This window comes from Curtobacterium sp. WHRI 8282, assembly GCF_040223925.2.
Classification (GTDB): domain Bacteria; phylum Actinomycetota; class Actinomycetes; order Actinomycetales; family Microbacteriaceae; genus Curtobacterium; species Curtobacterium flaccumfaciens.
The window spans coordinates 478732-503634 of record NZ_JBEHCD020000001.1; the positions used below are offsets into that span (position 1 = coordinate 478732).

The 24903-nt window shown below is 68.3% G+C and carries 27 protein-coding genes; all 27 read right to left on the reverse strand.

The window, feature by feature from the left end; genetic code table 11:
- Position 1 precedes the first annotated feature (1 nt).
- The 27 genes from rpsC to ABRP24_RS02470 all read right to left on the reverse strand — a co-directional run bounded on the left by rpsC (position 2) and on the right by ABRP24_RS02470 (position 24883).
- Complete coding sequence (gene rpsC / locus ABRP24_RS02340; RefSeq protein ID WP_017885527.1) at positions 2-814, reverse strand: 30S ribosomal protein S3; 813 nt, start codon at positions 812-814, stop codon at positions 2-4.
- On the reverse strand, positions 814-1206 hold the full coding sequence (rplV, locus tag ABRP24_RS02345) for a 50S ribosomal protein L22 (RefSeq protein WP_035809257.1): 393 nt from the start codon (positions 1204-1206) through the stop codon (positions 814-816). Before rplV ends, rpsC begins: the two co-directional genes overlap by 1 nt.
- A 25-nt stretch (positions 1207-1231) precedes the next feature.
- The gene (gene rpsS, locus ABRP24_RS02350; RefSeq protein ID WP_017885529.1) at positions 1232-1513 is read right to left on the reverse strand and encodes a 30S ribosomal protein S19; all 282 of its coding nucleotides are present in this window, start codon (positions 1511-1513) and stop codon (positions 1232-1234) included.
- Between the two features lie 11 nt (positions 1514-1524).
- Positions 1525-2364, reverse strand: a complete 840-nt coding sequence (gene rplB / locus ABRP24_RS02355) for a 50S ribosomal protein L2 (protein ID WP_027466728.1) — start codon at positions 2362-2364, stop codon at positions 1525-1527.
- Between the two features lie 18 nt (positions 2365-2382).
- The gene (gene rplW / locus ABRP24_RS02360; RefSeq protein WP_027466729.1) at positions 2383-2682 is read right to left on the reverse strand and encodes a 50S ribosomal protein L23; all 300 of its coding nucleotides are present in this window, start codon (positions 2680-2682) and stop codon (positions 2383-2385) included.
- On the reverse strand, positions 2679-3338 hold the full coding sequence (gene rplD / locus ABRP24_RS02365) for a 50S ribosomal protein L4 (protein ID WP_349847679.1): 660 nt from the start codon (positions 3336-3338) through the stop codon (positions 2679-2681). Before rplD ends, rplW begins: the two co-directional genes overlap by 4 nt.
- Before the next feature lie 2 nt (positions 3339-3340).
- Complete coding sequence (gene rplC / locus ABRP24_RS02370; RefSeq protein ID WP_027466731.1) at positions 3341-3997, reverse strand: 50S ribosomal protein L3; 657 nt, start codon at positions 3995-3997, stop codon at positions 3341-3343.
- Between the two features lie 12 nt (positions 3998-4009).
- The gene (gene rpsJ / locus ABRP24_RS02375; protein WP_017885534.1) at positions 4010-4318 is read right to left on the reverse strand and encodes a 30S ribosomal protein S10; all 309 of its coding nucleotides are present in this window, start codon (positions 4316-4318) and stop codon (positions 4010-4012) included.
- A 521-nt stretch (positions 4319-4839) separates the two neighbouring features.
- On the reverse strand, positions 4840-5667 hold the full coding sequence (locus ABRP24_RS02380) for a DarT ssDNA thymidine ADP-ribosyltransferase family protein (RefSeq protein WP_051596996.1): 828 nt from the start codon (positions 5665-5667) through the stop codon (positions 4840-4842).
- 80 nt (positions 5668-5747) lie between these two features.
- A complete protein-coding gene (locus ABRP24_RS02385) occupies positions 5748-6725 on the reverse strand; it encodes a DNA topoisomerase IB (RefSeq protein ID WP_027466733.1) in 978 nt (325 codons plus the stop codon).
- A 172-nt stretch (positions 6726-6897) separates the two neighbouring features.
- A complete protein-coding gene (gene tuf / locus ABRP24_RS02390; protein WP_027466734.1) occupies positions 6898-8085 on the reverse strand; it encodes an elongation factor Tu in 1188 nt (395 codons plus the stop codon).
- A 147-nt stretch (positions 8086-8232) separates the two neighbouring features.
- A complete protein-coding gene (fusA, locus tag ABRP24_RS02395) occupies positions 8233-10350 on the reverse strand; it encodes an elongation factor G (RefSeq protein ID WP_027466735.1) in 2118 nt (705 codons plus the stop codon).
- Between the two features lie 87 nt (positions 10351-10437).
- Entirely contained in the window at positions 10438-10908 is a 471-nt protein-coding gene (gene rpsG, locus ABRP24_RS02400) for a 30S ribosomal protein S7 (protein WP_349847678.1), read from the reverse strand.
- A gap of 5 nt (positions 10909-10913) precedes the next feature.
- Positions 10914-11282 carry a 30S ribosomal protein S12 gene (rpsL, locus tag ABRP24_RS02405; protein WP_017885540.1) on the reverse strand — a complete coding sequence of 123 codons (369 nt, stop codon included), beginning with the start codon at positions 11280-11282 and terminating at the stop codon, positions 10914-10916.
- Between the two features lie 228 nt (positions 11283-11510).
- The gene (locus ABRP24_RS02410) at positions 11511-12674 is read right to left on the reverse strand and encodes a hypothetical protein (RefSeq protein WP_349847677.1); all 1164 of its coding nucleotides are present in this window, start codon (positions 12672-12674) and stop codon (positions 11511-11513) included.
- Between the two features lie 37 nt (positions 12675-12711).
- Entirely contained in the window at positions 12712-13224 is a 513-nt protein-coding gene (locus ABRP24_RS02415; protein WP_349847676.1) for a DUF6121 family protein, read from the reverse strand.
- Positions 13225-13251: 27 nt separating this feature from the next.
- Positions 13252-13782 (reverse strand): hypothetical protein, encoded by a 531-nt coding sequence (locus ABRP24_RS02420; RefSeq protein ID WP_349847675.1) that lies wholly within the window; start codon positions 13780-13782, stop codon positions 13252-13254.
- Between the two features lie 226 nt (positions 13783-14008).
- A complete protein-coding gene (locus ABRP24_RS02425) occupies positions 14009-14686 on the reverse strand; it encodes a type 4a pilus biogenesis protein PilO (protein WP_349847674.1) in 678 nt (225 codons plus the stop codon).
- Positions 14683-15408 carry a hypothetical protein gene (locus ABRP24_RS02430; protein WP_349847673.1) on the reverse strand — a complete coding sequence of 242 codons (726 nt, stop codon included), beginning with the start codon at positions 15406-15408 and terminating at the stop codon, positions 14683-14685. Before ABRP24_RS02430 ends, ABRP24_RS02425 begins: the two co-directional genes overlap by 4 nt.
- Positions 15405-16457 (reverse strand): type IV pilus assembly protein PilM, encoded by a 1053-nt coding sequence (gene pilM, locus ABRP24_RS02435; RefSeq protein WP_214521206.1) that lies wholly within the window; start codon positions 16455-16457, stop codon positions 15405-15407. The genes ABRP24_RS02430 and pilM overlap by 4 nt, the downstream gene beginning before the upstream one ends.
- 35 nt (positions 16458-16492) lie before the next feature.
- Positions 16493-17335 carry a prepilin peptidase gene (locus ABRP24_RS02440; RefSeq protein WP_349847672.1) on the reverse strand — a complete coding sequence of 281 codons (843 nt, stop codon included), beginning with the start codon at positions 17333-17335 and terminating at the stop codon, positions 16493-16495.
- Positions 17332-19227 carry a hypothetical protein gene (locus ABRP24_RS02445; RefSeq protein ID WP_349847671.1) on the reverse strand — a complete coding sequence of 632 codons (1896 nt, stop codon included), beginning with the start codon at positions 19225-19227 and terminating at the stop codon, positions 17332-17334. Before ABRP24_RS02445 ends, ABRP24_RS02440 begins: the two co-directional genes overlap by 4 nt.
- A complete protein-coding gene (locus ABRP24_RS02450; RefSeq protein WP_027466743.1) occupies positions 19224-19928 on the reverse strand; it encodes a PilW family protein in 705 nt (234 codons plus the stop codon). The genes ABRP24_RS02445 and ABRP24_RS02450 overlap by 4 nt, the downstream gene beginning before the upstream one ends.
- Positions 19928-21379 (reverse strand): prepilin-type N-terminal cleavage/methylation domain-containing protein, encoded by a 1452-nt coding sequence (locus tag ABRP24_RS02455; RefSeq protein WP_349847670.1) that lies wholly within the window; start codon positions 21377-21379, stop codon positions 19928-19930. Before ABRP24_RS02455 ends, ABRP24_RS02450 begins: the two co-directional genes overlap by 1 nt.
- Positions 21380-21455: 76 nt before the next feature.
- Complete coding sequence (locus tag ABRP24_RS02460) at positions 21456-21878, reverse strand: type II secretion system protein (RefSeq protein ID WP_051596998.1); 423 nt, start codon at positions 21876-21878, stop codon at positions 21456-21458.
- A gap of 183 nt (positions 21879-22061) precedes the next feature.
- Positions 22062-23285 carry a type II secretion system F family protein gene (locus ABRP24_RS02465; RefSeq protein ID WP_111053720.1) on the reverse strand — a complete coding sequence of 408 codons (1224 nt, stop codon included), beginning with the start codon at positions 23283-23285 and terminating at the stop codon, positions 22062-22064.
- Complete coding sequence (locus ABRP24_RS02470) at positions 23285-24883, reverse strand: type IV pilus twitching motility protein PilT (RefSeq protein ID WP_284733340.1); 1599 nt, start codon at positions 24881-24883, stop codon at positions 23285-23287. The genes ABRP24_RS02465 and ABRP24_RS02470 overlap by 1 nt, the downstream gene beginning before the upstream one ends.
- Positions 24884-24903: the final 20 nt, after the last annotated feature.

A 24903-nucleotide genomic window follows, 5' to 3' on the forward strand; every position in this document is an offset into this window, starting at 1 on the left:
GTTACGCCTCAACTCCTGCGCCGGCCGGCGCGTCCTGCGGGGCCTGCTGCGGGCGACGGTCACCGCGGTCGCCGCCACGACGGTCGCCGCCACGGTCGCCGCGCTCACCGCGCGGGCCGCCACGACGCTCGGGGCGCGACGAACGCTGGTTCGCCTGCTCGCGAGCGAGCTCCTTGTTCGTGATGTCGCCCTTGTAGATCCAGACCTTCACGCCGATGCGGCCGAACGTGGTCCGGGCCTCGTAGAAGCCGTAGTCGATGTTCGCGCGGAGGGTGTGCAGCGGCACACGGCCTTCGCGGTAGAACTCCGAACGGGACATCTCGGCGCCGCCGAGACGGCCCGACACCTGGATGCGGACACCCTTGGCGCCGGCGCGCTGTGCACCCTGCAGGCCCTTGCGCATGGCGCGACGGAACGCGACACGAGCGGAGAGCTGCTCGGCGATGCCCTGCGCGACGAGCTGGGCCTCGGTCTCGGGGTTCTTGACCTCGAGGATGTTCAGCTGGATCTGCTTCTTGGTGAGCTTCTCGAGCTCACCGCGAACGCGCTCCGCCTCGGCGCCGCGGCGGCCGATGACGATGCCCGGGCGAGCCGTGTGGATGTCCACGCGGACACGGTCACGGGTGCGCTCGAGCTCGATGCGTGCAACACCGGCGCGGTCGAGGGTCTTCTTCAGGTACTCGCGCACCTTGATGTCCTCGGCCACGTAGTCGGCGTAGCGCTGACCGGCCTTCTTGCTGTCGGTGAACCAGTGCGAGACGTGGTCCGTCGTGATCCCGAGACGGAAGCCGTACGGGTTGACCTTCTGGCCCATTACTTGCTCGCCTTCTTGCTCGTCGCGGCAACCTCGGCCTCGTCGGGCGTCGCGAGGACGACCGTGATGTGGCTGGTGCGCTTGTTGATGCGGAAGGCGCGGCCCTGGGCGCGCGGCTGGAACCGCTTCAGGGTCGTGCCCTCGTCGACGAAGACGCGGCTCACGTAGAGATCGCGCTCGTCGAGGAAGCTGTTCGTCGAGTCCGCCTTGACCCGTGCGTTCGCGATCGCCGAGGCGACCAGCTTGTACACGGGCTCCGAAGCGCCCTGGGGGGCGAACTTCAGGATGGCGAGGGCCTCGTGGGCCTGCTTGCCGCGGATCAGCTCGATGACGCGACGGGCCTTCTGAGGCGTGACGCGGATGTGTCGCACGCGTGCGATCGACTCCACCATTTCGTTCCTCCTCTGCGTCGCCGCCTCAGCGGCGACGGCCCTTCTTGTCGTCCTTCACGTGACCACGGAAGGTGCGGGTCGGCGCGAACTCGCCGAGCTTGTGACCGACCATCGACTCGGTGACGAACACCGGGATGTGCTTGCGGCCGTCGTGGACGGCGATCGTGTGCCCGAGCATGTTCGGGACGATCATCGACCGACGCGACCACGTACGGATCACGTTCTTGGTGTTGGCCTCGTTCTGCGTGACGACCTTGCGGAGCAGGTGCTCGTCGACGAAGGGGCCCTTCTTCAGACTGCGTGGCATCTTCTGAACTCCTACTTGCGCTTCTTGCCGGCGTTACGGCGACGGACGATGAGCTTGTCGCTCGGCTTGTTCGGCTTGCGCGTACGGCCCTCGGACTGACCCCAGGGGCTGACCGGGTGACGACCACCGGACGTCTTGCCCTCACCACCACCGTGCGGGTGGTCGACCGGGTTCATGGCGACACCACGGACGGTCGGGCGGACGCCCTTCCAGCGCATGCGGCCGGCCTTGCCCCAGTTGATGTTCGACTGCTCGGCGTTGCCGACCTCGCCGATGGTGGCGCGGCAGCGTGCGTCGACGTTGCGGACCTCGCCCGACGGCAGACGAAGCTGCGCGTAGGGGCCGTCCTTGGCGACGAGACGCACCGAGGCGCCGGCGGAGCGAGCCATCTTGGCGCCGCCACCGGGGCGGAGCTCGATGGCGTGCACGACGGTACCCACGGGGATGTTGCGCAGCGGCAGGTTGTTGCCGGGCTTGATGTCGGCGCCGGGGCCCTGCTCGATGACGTCGCCCTGCTTCAGCTTGTTCGGCGCGATGATGTACCGCTTCGTGCCGTCCACGTAGTGCAGGAGCGCGATGCGCGCAGTGCGGTTGGGGTCGTACTCGATGTGAGCGACCTTGGCGTCGACGCCGTCCTTGTCGGAGCGACGGAAGTCGATCACGCGGTACTGGCGCTTGTGGCCACCACCGATGTGACGCGTGGTGATACGGCCGGAGCTGTTGCGACCACCGGTCTTCGGCAGCGGACGAAGCAGGGACTTCTCCGGAGTCGAACGGGTGATCTCAGCGAAGTCTGCGACCGACGAGCCGCGACGACCGGGGGTCGTCGGCTTGTAGTTACGAATAGCCATGATTTATCCCTCTGGTCCTCAGCCGACAGCCGTGAAGATGTCGATCGAACCGGACTTGAGCGTCACGATGGCGCGCTTGGTGTCCTTGCGCTTGCCGAGACCGAACTTGGTGCGACGGGTCTTGCCCGGGCGGTTCAGCGTGTTGATGCTCGCGACCTTGACGTCGAAGATCTTCTCGATGGCGAGCTTGATCTCGGTCTTGTTCGAGCGGGGGTCCACGATGAACGTGTACTTGCCCTGGTCGATGAGCGCGTAGCTCTTCTCCGAGACGACCGGCGAGATGATGACGTCGCGCGGGTCCTTGTTGAAGCCGCTCATGCGGTGATCTCCTTCGCGGTCTTCGACGCGATGAAGGCGTCGAGGGCGCTCTTGCTGAAGACGACGGCGTCCGAACGCAGCACGTCGTAGGCGTTGAGCTGGCCGTACGAGAGCGCGTGGACGTTCGACAGGTTGCGGATCGACTTGAGCGTCAGCTCGTCGTCCGTCTCGAGCACGACGAGCACGTTCTTGACGGGCGCGACCTTCTCGAGGAGCGTGCGGGCGGTCTTGGTCGACGGCAGTTCAGCCGCGACGAAGCCCTCCACAGCGGAGATGCGGCCACCGCGGGCGCGGTCCGAGAGCGAGCCGAGCAGAGCAGCGGCGATCATCTTCTTCGGGGTGCGCTGCGAGTAGTCGCGCGGGGTCGGTCCGTGGACGACGCCACCGCCGGTGTGCTCAGGAGCACGGACGGAACCCTGACGGGCGCGGCCGGTGCCCTTCTGCTTGAACGGCTTGCGACCGGCACCGCGGACTTCGCCGCGGTTCTTGGTCTTGTGGGTGCCCTGACGCGCGGCTGCGAGCTGCGCGGTGACGACCTGGTGGATCAGCGGGACGTTGGTCTCGACGTCGAAGAGAGCTGCGGGGAGCTCGACGGTGCCGGACTTGACACCCGATGCGTCGAGGACGTCGATCGTGGTTGCGGTCGTGGTGGCCATGATCACTTACCCTTCACGGCGGTGCGGACGAAGACGGAGCGGCCACGAGCACCGGGGACGGCGCCCTTGACGAGCAGCAGACCCTTCTCGGCGTCGACGGCGTGCACCGTGAGGTTGAGGACGGTCACGCGGTCGCCACCCATACGACCAGCCATGCGCATGCCCTTGAAGACGCGCGACGGGGTCGAGGAAGCACCGATCGAGCCGGGCTTGCGGTGGTTGCGGTGCGCACCGTGCGAGGCACCGACGCCGTGGAAGCCGTGGCGCTTCATGACACCGGCGAAGCCCTTGCCCTTGGAGGTACCGACGACGTCGACCTTCTGGCCCGCCGTGAACGTGCCGTCCACGGTGAGCTCCTGGCCGAGCGTGTACTCAGCGGAGTCGTTGGTACGGATCTCGGTGAGGGTGCGACGCGGGGTCACGCCAGCGGCCTCGAAGTGGCCAGCGGCCGGCTTGTTGACCTTGCGCGGGTCGATGGCGCCGGCGGCGATCTGGATCGCCTCGTAGCCGTCGCGCTCAGCGTTGCGGATCTGGGTGACCACGTTCGGGCCGACCTCGATCACGGTGACGGGGATGAACTTGTTGTTCTCGTCCCACACCTGCGTCATGCCGAGCTTCTTGCCGAGGAGGCCCTTGACGGTCTTGGTTGAGTTCGCCATTGGTCAGCCCCCTTACAGCTTGATCTCGATGTTGACGTCTGCCGGCAGGTCGAGTCGCATGAGCGAGTCCACGGCCTTCGGCGTCGGGTCGACGATGTCGATGACCCGCTTGTGCGTGCGCTTCTCGAAGTGCTCGCGCGAGTCCTTGTACTTGTGAGGGGAACGGATCACTGCGATCACGTTCTTCTCGGTGGGGAGCGGCACCGGGCCGACCACGGTTGCACCGGCACGGGTCACCGTGTCGACGATCTTCCGGGCCGACGTGTCGATGACCTCGTGGTCATACGACTTGAGCCGGATGCGGATCTTCTGTCCCGCCATGTGTCTCTTGTCCTCTCTGCGCCGCGCACCCTCTGGCCGCCTGACGCCGCTCGGTTCCGCATTCCTGCGGACCGTGCTGTTTTCCTGAACCAACCGGCCGCATCCACTGGGGATGACCGCTGTTCACCTGTCAACCTCGCGGGCGACCGTGGCCGTCCAGCGTGGGCAATCGACTGCCTCGTGCTCCGAGCGCAGCAGTGGTACACCGCGTCCGTCACATCTCGGGGAGTCGTGTTCTGCTGCCTGCGGCCCAACCCAGCCCTGCTGAACAAGGGGGTTGTGCACTGCCAGAGCAGTGATCCTGTGGGCGTACACCCACGGGGAATTCGGAACCGGACAAGTCTCGCATAGCCCCGCCCCACGTGCAACCCGGGCGTGTCGCGAATTGCCGGGCGTGTCCCGCCGGCTCGCTTCCGCGGATCCACGCGGATCGAACGGCCTGGAGGCCCGGCTCGGCTCCGCAACGCGACGCACCCTCCGGACGGGGTCCGGAGGGTGCGTCGAAACGGGTCAGGAGACCGTCACTCGGCGGTCACCGGGGGCACGAACCACGGCGGGAAGACGGCCACTCGCGGAGCGTGTCCGCCGTGGTCGGCGAGCACGGCGCGGACGGTCTGCCGAGCCTTGTCGTTCGGCACGCCGATGACCGCGACCGACGTGAACGGCACACTCGGACCGGCGAGCAGCTCGAGGCCGTGCATCTCGGGGTCGGTGAAGTCGGTGCGGCGGATCAGGTTCGTGCCGGCGTCCGGGCCGACGGCGAACCGGACGTCGTCGGCGTCGGCGTCCTGGTCGGCGACGATCACCGAGGCACCGAACGCCGAGACCGGCACGACGAGCACGACGTAGTCGATCGCCCTGGTACGGCGGGCGGCGTCCGACCAGCGCTCACCGTCGGCGCCCGTGCGGAGCTCGTCCCAGCGGGTGGCGTCGGGCGACAGCGTGAACGGCACGTGGCCGGCGATCGAGGAGCCGTCGGGTGCCTCGGCCTCGGCGCGGGCGGCACGGGTCTCGGCGGAACTGACGTCCACGACCGGCTCGGCCTGGTCGGACGCCAGGATCGCCCCGGCACCGACGATGCCGTCGAGGTTGTCGATGTGGGTCACGTGGTGGGCGCGGAGCGCTGCGAACTCACGTGCCTCGGGCAGGTCGGCTGACGACGAACGGAGCGACGTCGGCGACCGGAGCGACGTCCCGGGGCCGGAGGCCGGCGGGTCGACGCGCAGGTTGGTGGTGATGCGGGTCCGGCGGGGGGCCGGGGTGGCTGGGATCTCCGACGCCTCGCGCTGCCGGGGTGCGCAGATGTCGCAGAGCTCGGTGGGGAATCCGTGGATGCACTCGTCGGTCACGACTGTTGTGGGTCCTTCCGTGCCGTGTGGGGGTGGTCCGGCACGTCGACCAACGCTACGTCATCCGGACGGCCCCCGGGTCATTGTCGGTAGAGCAGTGCCCGGACCTCGGCCTCGGCGGACGCCAGGCGGTTCGGGTCGATGGTCTCCCCGTGGTCGTACGCGTCGAGCAACCGGGGGTCGATGTAGCTCTGTCGGCACACCGTCGGGGTGTTGCCGAGCTCGTCGCTGGCGGCCTTCACCGCGTGCGAGACGGCCTTCTTCCGCTTCGCCTGGGACGACTGCGGTCCGGTCTTGGCCAGGTCGACCGCGGCCGCGACCGTCCCGTGCAGGGTCCGGAAGTCCTTCGCGGTGAACTCGTCGCCCGCACGTTCCTTCACGTAGGCGTTGATGTCCTCGGCGGAGAGCGGCTCCCACTCCGCTCCGCGGCGCTCACGGAACGAGAGCAACCGCGCGTTGGGCCCGCGACGCTTCATGCCCGCGATCACCCGCGCCAGGTCGTGGTCGTGGATCGACGACGACCACTCCTGCCCGCTCTTGCCGGGGAAGTCGAGCTCGATGTCGTCGCCGGACACGTGCGCGTGCGCGCAGAGCAGCGTGGACAGTCCCCGACTGCCGTGCTCGGTGGCGTACCGCTCGGACCCGACCCGCAGGGACCCCTGGTCGAGCATCCGGAACGCTGCGGCCAGCGCACGGCGGCGGTCCGGCTCGGGGCGACGGAGGTCCTGCGTGACCCCGCGGCGGGCGACCGGCAACGACTCGGCCAGTGCCAGCGCACGGTCGTACTTGATCCGGTCCATCCGTTCGCGCCAGGACGGGTGGTACATGTACTGGCGACGTCCCGCGCCGTCCGTGCCCGTCGCCAGGATGTGGCCGTTCTCGTACGGGGAGATCCAGACGTCGTCCCACGCCGGCGGGATCACGAACTCCTCCAGCCGACGGCGTTCGTCCGGGTCCGTCACGGTGTTGCCGTCGGGGTCGCGGAACGAGAAACCGCGTCCGGAACGGACGCGGTGGTAGCCGCGACCAGAGGTCGCGGATCTGCGGAGGCGTGTCACGACGTCGAGCCAACTCCGTGACGCCTGTGACGGGTCACGGGGCGGACTGGAGGCCCGTGGCGGGCCCCGCCCCGATCCTCCTGTCCGGCGCCCTGTACGCGCGCCAGGGGCCGGACACGACGAAGCGGGGCCAGGCCCGAAGGCCCGACCCCGCTGTCGCAAGGAACCGGAGTTACTTGATGATCTTCTCGACCGTACCGGCACCGACCGTACGACCACCCTCACGGATGGCGAAACGGAGGCCCTCTTCCATGGCGATCGGCTGGATCAGCTCGACCGTCATGGCGACGGTGTCACCGGGCATGACCATCTCGGTGCCCTCGGGCAGCGTGATGACGCCGGTGACGTCCGTGGTGCGGAAGTAGAACTGCGGGCGGTAGTTCGCGTAGAACGGGTTGTGACGCCCACCCTCGTCCTTGGTCAGGATGTACGCGTTCGCCTGGAACTCGGTGTGCGGCGTGACCGAACCCGGCTTCACGACGACCTGGCCGCGCTCCACGTCCTCGCGCTTGAGGCCACGGATCAGCAGACCGGTGTTGTCACCGGCGACCGCCTGGTCGAGCAGCTTGCGGAACATCTCGATGCCCGTGACGGTGGTCTTCTGCGTCGCGCGGATGCCGACGATCTCGACCTCGGCGTTCAGGTTGAGCGTGCCACGCTCGACGCGACCGGTGACGACCGTGCCACGACCGGTGATCGTGAAGACGTCCTCGATCGGCATCAGGAACGGCTGGTCGGTGGCGCGCACCGGGTCCGGCACGTGCTCGTCGACCTGGGCCATGAGGTCCTGGACCGACTTGACCCACTTCTCGTCGCCCTCGAGCGCCTTGAGCGCCGAGACCTGCACGACGGGAGCGTCCTCGTCGAACTGCTGCGAGCCGAGGAGCTCGCGGACCTCGAGCTCGACGAGCTCCAGGATCTCCTCGTCGTCCACCATGTCGGACTTGTTCAGTGCGACGACGATGTAGGGGACGCCGACCTGGCGGGCGAGCAGCACGTGCTCACGCGTCTGGGGCATCGGGCCGTCGGTGGCGGCGACCACGAGGATCGCGCCGTCCATCTGTGCCGCACCCGTGATCATGTTCTTCACGTAGTCGGCGTGACCGGGGGCGTCGACGTGCGCGTAGTGACGCTTCTCGGTCTGGTACTCGACGTGCGAGATGTTGATCGTGATGCCGCGCTGGCGCTCCTCGGGAGCGTTGTCGATCTGCGCGAAGTCGCGGGCCTCGTTGAGGTCCGGGTACTGGTCGTGCAGAACCTTGGTGATCGCCGCCGTGAGCGTGGTCTTGCCGTGGTCGACGTGACCGATGGTTCCGATGTTGACGTGCGGCTTGGTGCGCTCGAACTTGGCCTTGGCCACTGTGGGTCCTCCTCAGGACTCGGAAGCGTCACCCCCGGCCGGCCCTGGATGGGCTCGGAACCGTTGGTGCGCGGTGTGTGTCTGTACTTTACTTGGTGGCGAGGGGCCCGTCGCCGGGCGCCCCCGCCTGTGGAGAAGCGCTGAGCGCTACTCCCCCGCGTTCTTCGCGATGATCTCCTCGGCGACCTTGGCCGGGACCTGGCTGTAGGTCTCGAAGGTCATCGAGTAGACCGCACGACCAGAGGTCTTCGACCGCAGGTCGCCGACGTAGCCGAACATCTCGGACAGCGGCACGCTCGCGCGGACCACCTTGACGCCCGAGGCGTCCTCCATCGAGGCGATCTGGCCACGACGGGAGTTCAGGTCACCGATGACGTCGCCCATGTACTCCTCAGGAGTACGGACCTCGACGGCCATGATCGGCTCGAGGATCGCCGGACCGGCCTTGCGAGCCGCTTCCTTGTAGGCGATCGAGCCGGCGATCTTGAACGCCATCTCGGACGAGTCGACGTCGTGCGCCGCGCCGTCCTTGAGGATGGCCTTCACGCCGACCGTCGGGTAGCCCGCGAGGATGCCGACCTGCATGGCGTCCTGGATACCGGCGTCGACCGACGGGATGTACTCGCGCGGGACACGGCCACCGGAGGTCGCGTTGACGAACTCGTAGACCTTCTCGCTCGTGACCTCCATCGGCTCGAGCGCGATCTGCACCTTCGCGAACTGGCCGGAACCACCGGTCTGCTTCTTGTGGGTGTAGTCGTAGCGCTCGACGATCTTGGTGAGCGTCTCGCGGTAGGCCACCTGGGGCTTGCCGACGCTCGCCTCGACGTGGAACTCACGCTTCATGCGGTCGACGAGGATGTCGAGGTGGAGCTCGCCCATGCCCTTGATCGTCGTCTGACCGGTCTCGGCGTTGAGCTCGACGCGGAACGTCGGGTCCTCTTCGGCGAGCTTCTGGATGGCCGTGGAGAGCTTCTCCTGGTCAGCCTTCGTGTTCGGCTCGATGGCGACCTCGATGACCGGCTCCGGGAACGTCATCGACTCGAGGACGACCTGGTTGGTCGGGTCGCACAGGGTGTCACCGGTGGTGGTGTCCTTGAGGCCGATGACCGCGTAGATGTGGCCAGCGGTCACGTTGGCGACCGGGTTCTCCTTGTTGGAGTGCATCTGGAAGATCTTGCCGATGCGCTCCTTCTTGCCCTTGGTCGAGTTGATGACCTGGGCACCGGACTCGATCGAGCCGGAGTAGACGCGCACGTAGGTCAGACGACCGAAGAAGGGGTGCACCGCGACCTTGAACGCGAGGGCCGAGAACGGCTCGGACGCGTCGGGCTTGCGGATGATCTCCTTCTCCTCGTCCTTGACGTCGTGGCCGATCATCGGCGGCACGTCGAGCGGGGACGGGAGGTAGTCGATGACGGCGTCGAGCATCGGCTGGACACCACGGTTCTTGAACGCGGAACCGCAGAGGACCGGGTAGAGCGTGCTGCTCACCGTGAGGGCACGGATGGCTGCCTTGATCTCGGCGACCGAGAAGTCGGTGTCGCCCTCGAGGTAGCGCTCCATGAGGACGTCGTCCGCCTCGGCCACGCGCTCGATGAGCTTCTCGCGGTACTCGGCGGCACGGTCCTGCAGGTCGGCCGGGATCTCTTCGATCTCGTACTTCGCGCCCATCGCGACGTCACCCTTGGCGTCGCCGCGCCAGGTGAGTGCACGCATCTGGACGAGGTCGACGACGCCTTCGAACGAGCTCTCGGAACCGATCGGCAGCTGGAGCACGAGGGGCTCCGCGCCGAGGCGGTTCACGATGGTGTCGACGGTGTAGTAGAAGTCGGCGCCCAGCTTGTCCATCTTGTTGACGAAGCAGATGCGCGGGACGTCGTACTTGTCGGCCTGACGCCAGACGGTCTCGGACTGGGGCTCGACGCCCTCCTTGCCGTCGAAGACGGCGACCGCACCGTCGAGGACGCGGAGCGAGCGCTCCACCTCGACCGTGAAGTCCACGTGACCGGGGGTGTCGATGATGTTGATCTGGTTGTTGTCCCAGAAGCAGGTCGTCGCGGCCGACGTGATCGTGATGCCGCGCTCCTGCTCCTGCGCCATCCAGTCCATCGTGGCAGCGCCGTCGTGGACCTCACCGATCTTGTGCGTGATGCCCGTGTAGAACAGGATGCGCTCGGTCGTCGTGGTCTTGCCGGCATCGATGTGCGCCATGATGCCGATGTTGCGGACCTTGTTCAGGTCGGTGAGCACGTCCTGTGCCACAGGGTTCCTCCGGAAGAGTTGTAGGAGAGGTTGGCGGCCGTCCGGGCGCCGGGGTTCTTGACCACCGGCGCCCGGACGGTGCCGGGACTACCAGCGGTAGTGGGCGAAGGCCTTGTTCGACTCGGCCATCTTGTGCGTGTCCTCGCGGCGCTTGACCGCGGCACCGAGACCGTTCGACGCGTCGAGGATCTCGTTCATGAGACGCTCGGTCATCGTCTTCTCGCGACGGGCCTTGGCGTACGAGGTGAGCCAACGGAGCGCGAGGGTGTTCGCGCGGTGCGGCTTGACCTCGACCGGGACCTGGTAGGTCGAGCCACCGACGCGGCGGCTGCGGACCTCGAGGGTCGGACGGACGTTGTCGAGCGCCTTCTTCAGCGTCACGACGGCGTCCTGCTGGTTCTTGGCGGAAACGCCCTCGAGTGCACCGTAGACGATGCGCTCGGCGAGGCCCTTCTTGCCGTCGAGCAGGATCTTGTTGACGAGCTGGCTGACGATCGGCGCACCGTAGACCGGGTCGGCGATGACGGGACGCTTGGGGGCGGGACCCTTACGAGGCATCTAACTCAACCCTTCTTCGCGCCGTAGCGGCTACGAGCCTGCTTACGGTTCTTGACTGCCTGGGTGTCCAGGGCGCCACGGATGATCTTGTACCGCACACCCGGGAGGTCCTTCACACGACCGCCACGGACGAGCACCATCGAGTGCTCCTGGAGGTTGTGGCCCTCACCGGGGATGTAGGCCGTGACCTCGGTGCCGTTCGAGAGCTTGACACGAGCGACCTTGCGCAGTGCCGAGTTCGGCTTCTTGGGGGTGGTGGTGTAGACGCGGGTGCACACACCACGCTGCTGGGGGTTCGCCTTCAGGGCGGGCGCCTTGGTCTTGGTGACCTTCGGCGTACGACCCTTGCGAACCAGCTGCTGAATAGTAGGCAACTGTTCTCCTGGTTCTTCGCTCGTGCTCTCTGGCCGGCGCGTTCCGCCGGCTTCCTCGTCCCACGCTGAGCACCGCCGGACGGCGGGTGTTCGAGTGGGGGACGGAGTGGTCCGGCTGGGCGATCCCGCTCGCCGGACTTTTCGGGCGCGCCCGAGGGCGCACACCCGGTAGAGACTACCCGCGTAACGGGACGAAATCAATCCGGGTCACCCCGGGAACCGACACCGTCATGAGCCGGTGTCGGAGGACCCGTTGCCCACCGCCGAGCGGAACGTGGCACCGTCGCTCGAGAAGCCGGTGACGTACCCGCTCGCGTTCACGTTGAGCGGCCCCGCGGACGCCGTCCCGGTGCCGGCGGCACCCGAGATGTCGGCCGTGTACTTCGCCCGTCCGAAAGTCGTCGTCGTGATCAACCAGCCGTTCGTCGTCCAGCTGCCGACCCGGACGGTGGGCCGCGTCTCGAGTGTCCACTTCTGGTTCGAGTACGTGTACGCGGGGTTCTGCCCGTACGCGTAGAAGCTGCACCCGGCGGGGGCGGCGTCGGTGGAGGCGATGCAGCCGTCCACCCAGTCGTCCACCGCTCGCTTGGCGGCCTGCTGCCCGGCGGCGGTCAGGGTCGTGGTCATCTGCACCGGGCTCGAGGTCGACCGCCCGAACCCGCTGACGCTCGCCGATCCCCCGCTGGCCGTGGTCCACTTGTCGCCGTCGAAGGCGACGTCGTAGGTCCCGGGCAGCGCGCGGAGGCTCACCGTGCCGTCCTTCGCGGTCTCCACGTCCCGGCCGGCGACGGTGACCCGAGCACCGGACGGACCCCGCACGGCGACGTCGACCGATCCGAGCTCCGGGGCCTGCAGCTCCCAGACCGGGAACACGCCCCAGTCCGTCCCGGTCTTGTCCAGCGTGAAGGTCGCGGCGACGTCCTGCCCGCCCTGGCGCAGGTAGGCGCGGACCGTCGCGGTGTCGCCCTCTGTCCGCGTCGCGGCGACGCGGTAGCCGGTGACTTTGTCCGATGCCTTCGCGTAGGCGGCTTCACCGAGGAGCACGTCGGTCTTCTCGCGCTCGATGCCCGCGTCGTCGAGGGCGTCGGCCACGCGTCCGGCCGTGAGGTCGTCGAGGAACGCCCGCACCGGACGGTCAGCAGAGTGCGAGGAGGAACCGATCGAGTACCCGACGACCCCGGCGACGAGCAGCAGGACGACCGCCGTGCCGCCCGAGACGATGCCGATGAGCTGGCCGCGGCGGAGCTTCCGGCGAGGACGCTGCGACACTGGCCCGGACATCCCGGGGGCTCCTGCGGCGGGCGTTCCGTCGGTGCCACGGATCGAGTCCACCGGCGGGACGGCGCCCCAGCCGCCCTGCTGGTCCGGATCCTGCGCGTGCTGGTCGCTCATCGTTCCCCCGTTGCGTGTGCGTCGTGCCCTGCGAACACTACCGTCCGGCGGGTTCCTCGCCCGCGTTCGTCCGGTCGCGCCCGGAGCGCTCGTCGGGGCCGTCCGGACGCGTCGCGGCACCGCCCGAGCCGCCGGCGGTCCGCGCCTGGTGTCGGGCCATCGTGATCCCGCCGAGCACCGACAGGAGCGCTACCACAACGGACCCGACCACGAACGGCCCGAGGGCGTACCCCGCGGGGAAGACGAGGAGCTCCGTCGCGTCCGAGCGGATGAGCGCGTAGCCCACGGCCCCGACGCCGAGCATGACCAGGTAGACCGTCGCAGCGGCCACCAGGGCCGTCACGCCGGGGTTGCCGTCCCGCGCACCCGCCGCAGTCGCGAGGAAGACCACCACCGCGGCGCCGACCACCATCGCGGGCCCGAGGTACGGGGTGGCGTCGGGCTGCGAGATGACCTCGACGTCGGCGAGCAGGGCTTCGAAGCCCGTGACGGCGATCACGAGCGCGATGAAGAGGACGGACGTCATCGTCGCGATCAACCACCGGGACATGCGCCGATCGTATCGCCGACCGGCTGGTCAGCGAGCGGGTTCGGCGTGGCCCGTGTCGTCCGCGTGCTCGCGACGGTCCGCCCGGGCGGACTGCTCCTGCGCGGCGGCGACCAGGGCGAGCGCGATCGTCGCCGTGATGATCGGGACGGTCTCCGTCATGGGGGCGGGCGCCTCCGGCACCGCGGCGGGTGCGGTATCCGGCATCGTCGCGTCCGTCGGGTCGTCGGACTGGAGGCCCGTGGCGGCGTCCGCCTCGACGTTGCCCTCCGGCTCGTGGTCACGCAGCGCCGGGCCGATGACCGGCAGGACCCCGGCGGTCGCGGCCGGTTCAGCGTGCAGGACCGGCGGCTCGGTGGACACGGACCCGTCGCGCTTCGCCGCGCGGCGCGCTCGGCCCATCTTCACCAGGACGACGACGGCGACGATCGCCCAGATCCCGTTGACGATCGTCGAGGGCACGGCGTGGTGCGCGGCGACGTTGATCGCCACCGCGAGGCCACCGACCAGGTTGAACAGCTGGTAGAGCGGGCCGTTCGGGATCTTGCCAGTCGAGAACAAGATGTAACCTGCCAGAACGGTTACGGCACCGAACCAACCGAGGAATTCCACGATTCCGACCAACACGCGCGACTCCGGGCACGACGAGGAACGGCCGGTTCGAGCCGACCGTTCGAGCGGGGATGAACAGCCGCGATCACGGCGTCTGGTGCATCGTAATCACAACGACGGGTGTCGCGAAGTGGGGTCGGCGTGGCGTGGCCGACCCCGGTCCGTGGGGGTGGGGTCAGCCCTTCGCGGCGGTGTCCGACTCGGCGAGGACGTAGACCGATCCGGAGAGCGACCACGCCTGCGCGTCCATCGGGCTCGCTCCCGAGTCGGAACTCGTCGAGGCGATGCCGGTGACCAGGAACAGCCGCTGCCCGGACTGCACCGCCTTCGTGAAGGCGAGCGCCTGGTCGTACGAGCCCTGCACCGCCACGGTCACCGGGATGACGACGAAGTTCGATCCGTTGATCGCAGCGTCTGTCCGGGCAGTCGGCGCCGTCGGGGTCGGCTCGGCGCTCGGCGTGGCACTCGCCGAAGCCGCCGGCTCCTCGGAGGCCTGGCCGGCTACCGGCTCGTAGGCCTTCGCGTCTCCGACGGTGATCGAGGTCACCGTGACGCCAGCGGCGGTCGCAGCGCCGTTCAGCTCCCGGAGGAGGGCATCCGTCGACGGCGTCGACGGTACCGAGGCGCGGAGCGCGTCCAGCTTCGTCTTCGTCTCGGCGAGTGCGTCGCTCGCCTTCTGGAGCCGAGCGAGCTCGGCCTGGTTCCGGGCGTTCGTGGCGTCGATGTCGGTCTGCTGCGAGGAGTTGTCCGCAGCCTGGGCGAGCTGCGGCTGCACCCCGAGGAACCACGCCCCGGCGAGCACTGCTCCGATCGCGACGAGCGCGACGACGAACGAGAGGCGGTTGCGGTTCACTTCGACTGCTCCTGGGTGTACTTGCCGTCGAACGCCCGTTCGCCGAGGTGGACCTGGACCGTCGCGGTGTACCCGCCGGAGTCCTCCTGCAGCGCGACGGACGTGATGGTCGAGTCCGCGTAGCCCTCGAGCTGCGACAGGCGAGCGGTCCAGTCGGGTACCGAGGGGATGGTCGGACTCGACACGGTCAGCTGCATCGATGCGACACGGGCCTTCTCGAGCGGGACCGCCGACTGTGCGAACGCCGTGGTGACGTCAGCGGAGTCGATGGTCATCGAGGTGATGACGACGCCGGCCGGCAGCACGTTCTCGAGCTGCGACAGCGTGCCGTTCCAATCGATCTCCGTCGACCCTCCGACGGTTCGTGCCGCTTCCAGGAGCTGGCTGTCCTGTTCGACCTGCCGGACGTCGGAGAAGCGTTGCTGCTGCTGCAGCAACGACGCGGTCTCGGCCTGCGCCGCGGTCAGTGACGATGCGGTGTCCAGCTGGTGGACCGCCGCTGCGCCGACGCCGAGTGCCGCGACGGCCGCCGTGATGAGGACACCGAGCCACGCACGACGTGCGACGGCCCGCTCGCGACGGTCGACGTGGACCTCGGAGGGCAGGAGGTCGACGCGGGGTTCACGACCGGCGATCGAGACCTGCGCGCCGCGAGTCCGTCGGGGACGCTCCGGTCGTGCCGCACCGACCGCGTCGACGGGTCGCGCTTCTGTGACGGTCATGCTGCTCTGCTCCCTACTGCCAACCCGAAGGCGACCGTGATCGCATCGACGTGATCGGCGACGTCGCCGGCCGGGATCGATCGTGCGAGTCCGACACCGTCGAACGCGGCGCCCATCGTGACGGGCAGGCGCGTCTGCTCCGCCAGCGCTTCCCGCATGCCCTGCAGCCGGGTCCCGCCACCGGTCAGCACCACCCGGGTCACGGGTTCCGACGGCCGGGTGTTGACGAAGTAGTTGATCGTGTTCCGCAAGCTCGACGTGAGTTCGTGGACCGACGCCGTGATCACCGCGACGGCACGGGCATCGTCCGGAGTCCGCGCCGATCCGCCGAGCCCGAGGTGGCGCTTCACGGCCTCGGCCTCGTCGAAGGTGATGTCGAGGGTCCCGACCAGCGCGCGGGAGATGTCGTTGCCCCCCATCGGGATGATCCGGACGAACTGCGGGATCCCGTCGGTCGCGATGACCACGCTCGTGGTGTCCGCGCCGAGCTGCACCACCGCCGCGGTCCCCGGGACACCCTGGCGCCCGAGCAGGACACGGGTGAGGGCGAACGGGATCATGTCGACCCCGATCGGGTTGAGTCCGGCGAGCTGCACCGCCTTGACGTTCGCCAGCACGGCGTCCTTGATGGCTGCGATCAGGAGGCCGTGGACGACGGGGCCGTTCTCGCTCTCCCCCTCGGACACCGGGTAGAAGTCGAGGATCGCGTCGCCGACCGGCACCGGGAGCATCTCCTGCACCTGGAACGGGAGGCTCTCGCGGATCTGTGCCATCGGGGCGAGGGGCACCGTGAGGTCGCGGGAGAGCACCCGTTGGTTCCCCATCCCCAGGACGACGTTCTTCGAGCGGAACCGCCCCGTCGACCACAGCTCGCGGAGGGTGGCCGCGACGGTGTTCGGTTCGAGGACCTCGCCTCGGCTCACCGCGTCCTGCGGAGTGGGGACCTCCGCGAAGCGCACCACCGTCGGTTGTGCCTTGTCGGCGTCGACGACCTCGACCGCGCGGATCGACGACCCCGCGATGTCGAGGCCCACGATGCTCTTGCCCATGATGCTGCTTTCGTTGGAGGTGGAGTGGTGGTCGTTCAAGCGACCCCGAGGACCTGGAGGTACCCGGTCCAGAGGAGGTCCCCGAAGACGATCCCAAGCCATGCCCCCACCAGCATCGACGGCCCGAACGGCAGCCCGCCGCGCCAACGTGCACGGCCGGCGAGGAGGAGCGCGATCGCGACGGTACCGCCCACCAGGAACGCACCGAAAGCACCCACTGCGAGGGGTCCCCATCCGAGGTACGCGAGGACGAGCCCGAGGACCACGGCCAGTTTGACGTCGCCGAGACCCATGCCGCCGGGGACCGCCAGCGCGAGACCGAGGTAGAGGGCACCGGAGCCGAGGGCCCCGATCGCCGCACGACCGAGAGCCGACCAGTCGCCGTCGGCAGCACTCGCGACGACGAGGAGCACCGCGAGGACGATCCCGGACGGGTAGACGATCGCGTTCGGGAGCGTGTGGGTGGCGATGTCGATCAGGGTGAGTGCGACGCTGATCGCCATCAGGTACAACAACGCGACGAGGACCACGACCTGCGCCACGGTGTCCTGGGTCGTCCCCGCAGGAGAGCGGCCCGCGATCACGAGGGCGGTGAGCCCGAACAGGACCGCGGTGGTGAGCTCGACGGCGGGGTACCGCCCGGAGATCGGCGCGGTGCAGTCACGGCACCGCCCGCGCAGGACGAGCCAGGAGAGCACCGGGACGTTGTCGCGGCGTCGGATCGTGTGCCCGCACGTCGGACATGCGCTGGGTGGCGAGACCACGGACTGGCCCGCTGGCACGCGGTGCACCACGACGTTGAGGAACGAGCCGATGAGCAGTCCGAACACGGCGGCGAGTCCGGGGAGGACGGGGCCGAGCGCCTGGAGACCGGTCATCGGCACCCACCACCGGTCGTGGTCGCGCACGAGCCGCCGGCGGTGTACGCGGCCTGGACCTCGACCTGCGTCGTGACCCCGTACGAGGTCGACACCGGCTGCAGGAACTTCGGGGGCGCCGTCGTCAGCAGGCGCTGGTCGTAGACGTAGTTCTTCGAGAACCCGGTGTTGCCGGTCGTCGCGACCGCCCCTCGCCAGTTCTGCGCGATCGAACCGATGACCTTGAGGGTGCCGAGCTTCGAGCCGATGTCGTAGTTCTGGTTCCAGAACGTCCCCGCGTTGCTCGCGATCGCCGCCGACACGGTGATCGATTCGCCTGGAGACCGGCTCAGCAGGCCCACACCCGAACTGTTGCAGCGCGAGGTGTCCGTCACGTACCCGACACCCCACTGGTAGGTCGTCGGGTACGAGGTGCAACGGGCGGGGTTCCAGATTTCGACGGCGTTCTGGCCGACGAGCCCGAGCACGTCGTTCGTGGCGCTGAGGTAGGTGATGTCGTCGGTGACCCACACGGTCCCGGATGCCGCGATCGTCATCGCCCCGCTGAACGCCCCGCTGACGAAGACGTCGCCCGCCGTGCAGCTGTACGCGTCGGACGCCGAACCCGTCTGGTACGAGGAACCCGACGATCCCCCGTTGATCCACTCACCTGCGGCCGGGAACCCCTGTCCGTTGTTGAACGGCTGGTTGCTCGTGTTCGTCGCCGAACCGTTCGGCCGCACGGTGACCGTGGTGGTGCAGTACGTGTTCGTGTACTTCGACGGGAAGGCCGCACCCCACGCGTTCACGTTGTTCGACGCGGACGGGATGTCCTGCACGTACATCAGGTTCGAGGGGAGGGTCGGGATGGTGGCACCGGCGGAACTCTGCAGATCCGAGACCGCCCCGCAGAGCGCTGCGGCCTTCGCTGCGTCGTCCGCGGCGAGGACCGCCCCGCTCGAGCTGTTGACCTTGATCTGCGTGGCCCGGGACCACGGCGACCACACGGTCATCTTGCCGTTCCCGAGGAACTTCACGCGGGTCGGTCCGGTGTACATGCAGCCGGGCCGCGGAACCGTCGTGGGGAGGTCGGTCCGCGTCTCCTGCGACATGTTCGTGTTCAGCGCGGGCAGACCGAGGTACGGAACCGCGGTTGCAGCACCGCCGTTGAACGTCCCCGCGCAGGTGCCGCTCGACGGGCGCACCGTCGTGTCGTGCTGTTCGACCGACCCGTTGAACACCGTCGAGCACGCCGAGGTGAAGACGTCGTTGGTCCGGATCGGCCCGTTCAGGGTGTCGGTGCCGGCGAACTGCACCGCCGTGCACTTCCCCGCGACCGATTGCCACTGGTAGGCGGTCGTGCAACCGGTCCCGGTGAGCGCGGGGTTCGAGGACTCGTAGTTGGTGAAGTAGAGGTAGTTGATGAAGCCGTCGCCCTTGAGGTTGGCCACGAGCGACCGGACGCTTGCCCCGGCCTTGCCGGTGACACGGACCCGCAGGACGCCCTTGCCGGAGTAGTCGGAGTTGTCGACCTCGTAGCGGAACCACTGGTCGCTCGAGCCGACGACCGGGGCCCAGTCCGAACCGGAGTTGGTGAAGGCGATGTTCTTGTCGGCGTTGACGAAGGTCGACCCACTCGACTTGCTGAACTGGGCGTTCGCGTTGCCGTAGAGCGCGTAGCCGTTGTCGTTCGAGAGCTTCGACTGGTAGTCGGCGAGCCCCGCGTACGCGGCCGCCATCGCGTTCTGGAAGTTGCGGTCCGACGCGGCCTTGACCGCGCCCGAGGTGGAGACGGCGATCATCGTCGCGACGAGCAGCATCATGACGGTGCCGAAGATGAGCACGTTGCCGAGGACCATGCCGCGCTCGTCGCGCTGGGCCCGCGCGAGGACCGCGCTGATGCGACGGATCATGATGAACCCGCTCCGATGCTGGTGCCGTAGACGACGTTGAAGAGGTACAGGGTGTTCTGCACGTGGGTGTTGCCGCTCGCACCGGCTGTGGTGGAGCCGAGTTCCAGGTTCACGCGGACGGCTCGCACGTTGCCCAACTGCGCGGTCGCCAGTGTTCCGTCCGGCTGGGTCGCGAGTGTCTTGCCGTCGGCTCCGAGGTACGAGAACAGCGCGACACCGTCGCTCGTCGGTGAGGCGATCGGACCACCCACCACCAGGCTCCGCGCCGGGGTCTGGGTCGTCGCCGGGAAGGAGTAGAAGCCGTTCGTCGCAGTGCCGTCCCACTGGTCCACGACGAGGCGCTTCGCGTCGTTCAGCGAGTAGCGGATCTGCACGGGCTTGTCGGTGCTGTTGCCGTCGAGGTTGATGTACGCGAAGAACACCACCTGCGTCGGGGCCGCCCGGGTGACCGCAGCGGCGTAGGTGCCGTCAGACTTCGGCAACAGACTCGCGGCGTGCACGTAGCGCGTGATCGAGTTCATCGCGATCGACGCCGTCCGAGCGTTCTGGTCGGAGGACGTGTTCGTCACCCCGGCGCGCAAGGTGGCCGTGAAGAACCCGCCCACGGCGACGAGGATGATCATCGACACGCTGACGGCGACGAGCAGCTCGGACAGCGAGATCCCCGCCTGCTCGCGGTGGAGGCGTCGGAGGGCCCGCATCACGACGTCTGCCCGCGAGGGTCGAGGGTCAGGGTGTTGTCGTAGTTGATGAGCACCAGCGCCGTCTTCTGGTTCACCATGCCGTTGGTCACCGGTTTCACGTTCGAGGCCTTCGACGCGATCTCGTTCTTCGTCGTCGACCCGAACGTCGTCCCGGAGTAGAGCGTCCACGTGCCGAAGGGCAGGGCGATGGTCGCGGTGTCGCCGGCGGAGACCGGGAACCTCATCGTCATGCCGGCGGCGCAGCCGGGGTCGCCGGCGGCCGGGTTCGCCGACGAGACGGCAGTGATGTAGCGGTCCTTCACACCGGTGACGGTCGCGACGCCCATCATCACGGAGGCCGACGATGGCTTGCCGGGAGCAGTGGCGACCGACGGCGGGCTCACACCGATCGCGTTGGCCGCGTTCGGTGTCGACCAGGCCGAGGGGTTCGGACTGAGGCAGCTCGTCGCACTCCCGGTGCTGTTGGAGTACGGGCCGGCGTAGACGGTGTAGCCCGAGGCGAACGGGAACACCGGCAACGACGGCTGTGAACTCGAGGTGATGTTGAGCGAGGTGCTGGCCAGGTCCCACGGCTTGACGACGTCCAGCCCGCCGGCCGTGCTCGACAGCGTCGTGGGCATGTTGGTCGGGATCATCGCCTTGGAGCCGGCTGCGTACTGCAGGGTCAGCTGACTCGACTGGTCGTACACGAACGGGACGGGCGAGCTCGCGCCGGCGGTCACCGAGATCGGCGACTGCACGGACGGCTGCTGCTGGTTCGTGTCGATGCCGCCGGTAACGCTCGCAGAGACCGCGTAGTCGCCCTGCGACACGTTCACCGCGTACGAGCAGCCCTGTGCGTCGGTCGGGAGGACCGGCGCCGTCAGCGCTGCACCGCCACCGCCGCTGACGGGGGTGATCGTGATCCCGACACCCTCGTAGGGCGCGCCCGAAGCGGTGGTGACCGAGATGATCACGGTGCCGTACCCGGGGTCGGTGACCGCGTCGCTCGGCGCGATCGCTGACGAGACGGACGTGGTGCTGGAACCGCCGTGCGGGTTCGGCCAGGTCACGGTCTCGACGACGCTCTTGTAGGCGAGCTTGCCGTTCGAGGTCCCGCACGCGCCGGTCGCGCCGTCGCTCTGCACCCAGCTGACCTTCCGGTCGATCGCGTACTCGACGCCCCCGATGGTCTTCGTGTTGTCCGGACCGGACTTGCTGAGGACTCGGAAGATGCCGCCGGTGGAGGCGGCCGCGGTCTGGCGAAGGGTGTCGATGTCCTGCGAGGCGAGGGCGACCGCGGTCTCGCGACCGCGATTGGTCTGCGTGAGCTGGAGGCTGTTCGCGATGCCGTAGGCGATCCCGATCGACATGACCGCGAACACCATCATGGCGACCATGACCTCGATGATGGAGAAGCCGGATTCGGCGTCGTGCCGGTACAGCCGGTCGTGCAGTCGCTGGAACATGGTCACCTCCTCGTGCAGCATCGGAGCAGAAGGGCGGCCCGTCGTCCGACGGGCCGCCCTCAGGAGCAGATCAGGATCAGCAGGTGCCCTTGGCGGCAGCCAGCGCGTCGGTGATCTTGAAGTCGGTCTTCGTGGCGCCGGTGCCCTGGATACAGAAAGCCGTCGTGGAGGTCGCCTTGTAGGTCAGTGCGTTGTCCTGGCTGCTGGTGTAGCCGTACTGTCCGAGCGTCGCTTGCGTGAAGTCAGTGGCGGCGGGCAGCTTGCCGTTGTTGTCCGTCTGGTAGGCGATGACCGCGGTCTTCGCGTTCGCGAGGTCCGACTTGACCGAGGCGTCCTTCGCGTTGTTCTGCACGTTCAGGTACACCGGGATGGCGATGGCGGCGAGGATGCCGATGATGATGACGACGACGAGGAGCTCGATGAGCGTGAAGCCCTTCTCCTTGTCCTCGAGGAGACCCTTGCGGCGAGCGTCGAGCTTGCCCATGAGAGCGAAGTACATGGTGGTTCCGTTCTTGGGGGAATGCGATGGGAGAATGTGCCGGGGAGTGCTCCGCCGCCGCTCACAAGAGTATTCAGCGGCGATTCGGGGTGGAATCCCGAGAACGGGGGGTCAGGGCCCTCCGAATTACCCCCAGTAACGGGGGTCTTCCATCGCGCTTCACCCCCACACGAGGGGCGATCCTTACTTCACCAACGACGTGATCTGGAAGATCGGCAGGTATAGCGCGATGATCATGCCACCGACGACGACGCCGAGGAATGCGATGAGGAGCGGCTCGATCAGGGCAGTCAGCGACTCTGTCGTCGACTCGACTTCGGAGTCGTAGAAGACCGCGATCTTCTCGAGCATGATCTCCAGCGAACCGGCGTCCTCGCCGACAGCGACCATTTGCGAGACCATTGCCGGGAAAATGCTTTCCCGGGCCAACGGCGCCGCAATTGATTCACCTTTTCGGACGTCTTCCGCAACGCGCTCGAGTGCTTTCTGGACCACGAAGTTGTTCGACACCTGACCGACGATCGACAATGCCTGCAGAATCGGCACGCCAGCGCCGATCATGTTCGAGAAGTTCCGCGCGAACCGCGCGATGACGATCTTGCGGGTCAGTCCACCGAACACCGGCAGGCGGAGCATGATCGGGTCGCGGAAGCTCCGGAAGCGATCCGTGTTCTTGTTCGCCCGGAACCACAGCCAGCCGACGATCACGGCGACCGCCAGGACCGGTGCGAGCCAGCGCATCGCGTGCGACAGGGTCACCAGGACCTGCGTCGGCAACGGCAGCTGCCCGCCGAGCGACGAGAACATGTCCTGGAAGATCGGGACGATGAAGATGAGCATGATCACGACGGCGGCAAGTGACATGCACAGCACCACCACCGGGTAGGTCATCGCCGACTTGATCGTCGAGCGGAGCTTGTGCTCCTTCTCGAAGTTCGTCGCGATGGAGTCCATGGCCTGGTCGAGGAAGCCGCCGGTCTCCCCCGCGCGGATCATGTTGATCATGATCGGCGGGAAGTCGACCGGGTACTTCGCGACGGCGTCGGAGAACGAGACGCCGCGCTCGACGTCGTCACGGACCTTGCCGAGGATGTCCTTGAGCTTCTTGTTCTCGGTCTGGTCGGACAGGATCGTGAGGGTCCGCAGCAGCGAGAGGCCCGAGGTGAGCATCGTCGAGGCCTGCCGCGACATGATCGCGAGGTCCTTGAGCCCGACGCCCTTCTCGAACCCGGGGATCTTGATCTCGGTCTGCAGCCCGGTGCCGGCCTTCGCCTCGGTGATGGCGATCGGCGAGACGCCCATCCCGCGGAGGCGCTGGACGACGGCCCCTTCGGACGCGGCGTCGAGGCGGCCCTTCACGAGCTTGCCTGCGCCGTCGCGCCCTCGGTAGTCGAACGCGAGTGACATCAGTAGCCTCCGGAGAACTTGTCGCCGAAGTCGATACCGCTGGCGGCGATCGCGGCGGCCGAGGAGTCGGACGGGGACTCGACGCGCTGGACGAGCCGGTCGAAGCCCTCTTCGTCGTGGACCTTCTCCATCGCGGCCTTGCGCGAGATGGTGCCGACGTTGACCAGTTCGGCGAGGTCCTGGTCCATGGTGTGCATGCCGAGGTCACGGCCGGCCTGCATGGCCGAGGTGATCTGGTACGTCTTGCCCTCACGGATGAGGTTGCCGATGGCCGGGGTGATCGTCATGATCTCGGTGGCGACGACCCGACCGACGCCGTTGGCCTTCGGGACGAGGGTCTGGCAGACGACGCCCTGCAGGGTGGCCGCGAGCTGGGTGCGGATCTGCCCCTGCTGGTGCGGCGGGAAGACGTCGATGACACGGTCGATCGTGCCGGGTGCGCTCTGCGTGTGCAGGGTGGCGAACACCAGGTGACCGGTCTCGGCGGCGGTGAGCGCGACGGAGATGGTCTCGAGGTCGCGGAGCTCACCGATCAGGATGACGTCGGGGTCCTGCCGCAGCACGTGCTTGAGCGCCGAGGCGAAGGAGTGGGTGTCGGCGCCGACCTCGCGCTGGTTGATGATCGACCGCTTGTGGTCGTGCATGAACTCGATCGGGTCCTCGACCGTCACGATGTGGTCGGCACGGCTCTCGTTGACCAGGTCGATGAGCGCGGCGAGGGTGGTCGACTTGCCCGAGCCGGTCGGGCCGGTGACGAGGACCAGGCCACGGGGCAGGCCGGCGAAGTCGCCGACGTGCGCGGGGATGCCGAGCTGCTTGAGCGTCTTGATCCTGGTGGGGATGATGCGGAACGCCGCGCCCCAGTTGCCGCGCTGCTGGTAGTAGTTCACGCGGAAGCGGTACTCCGGCGACAGCGAGTACGCGAAGTCGAGTTCCTGGTCGTGGTCGAACTGCCCGGCCTGTTCGACGGACAGCAGCGTCTTCAGTGCCGCGATGACCTTGCCACGCGACCACGCGCCTCCCGGTACGGCCGGTCGGAGCGAGCCGTCGACGCGGACGGTGGGCGGGGCGTCGGCCGTGACGTGCAGGTCGGAGGCCCCCTGGTAGACGACCTGCGCCAGTGCGGTGATGAGGTCGGGGTCGGCGACCTCGCGCGCGTGCCGGGCGAAGTCGATGTCACCGGCCGATGCCGCGGTGGGGGCGGGAACCGGAGCGGGTGCCGCCGGTGCGGCGTGGTGGGCGCCGCTGTAGGCGATGGCCGGCAGCTGCTGGGTCGCCGGCTCGGCGTACCCGTAGGTGGCGGTCGAGGACGGCACCGCGGCGGGCGGCGTCGCCGGAGCGGTGGCGGACTGTGCCACGGGCGCAGCGACCGGACCACCCACGGGCCCGGCGACCGGGCTGGCCACCGGCGTGCCGGTGGGCGCGGGCCACACCGCCGAGTCGTCCATCAGGTCGTAGACCTGCTCGGGCGGGGCGGCAGCAGCCGCGGCCAGACGCGCGGCACGGCGGGAGCCGACCTCGGCGCCGGGGGTGCCGGGGTGCCATCCGGCGACGGGCTCGTCGCCGGGCATGGTGATGTCGTACACGGAGTCGGTCATCTGCTCGTCCTGTTCCCCGG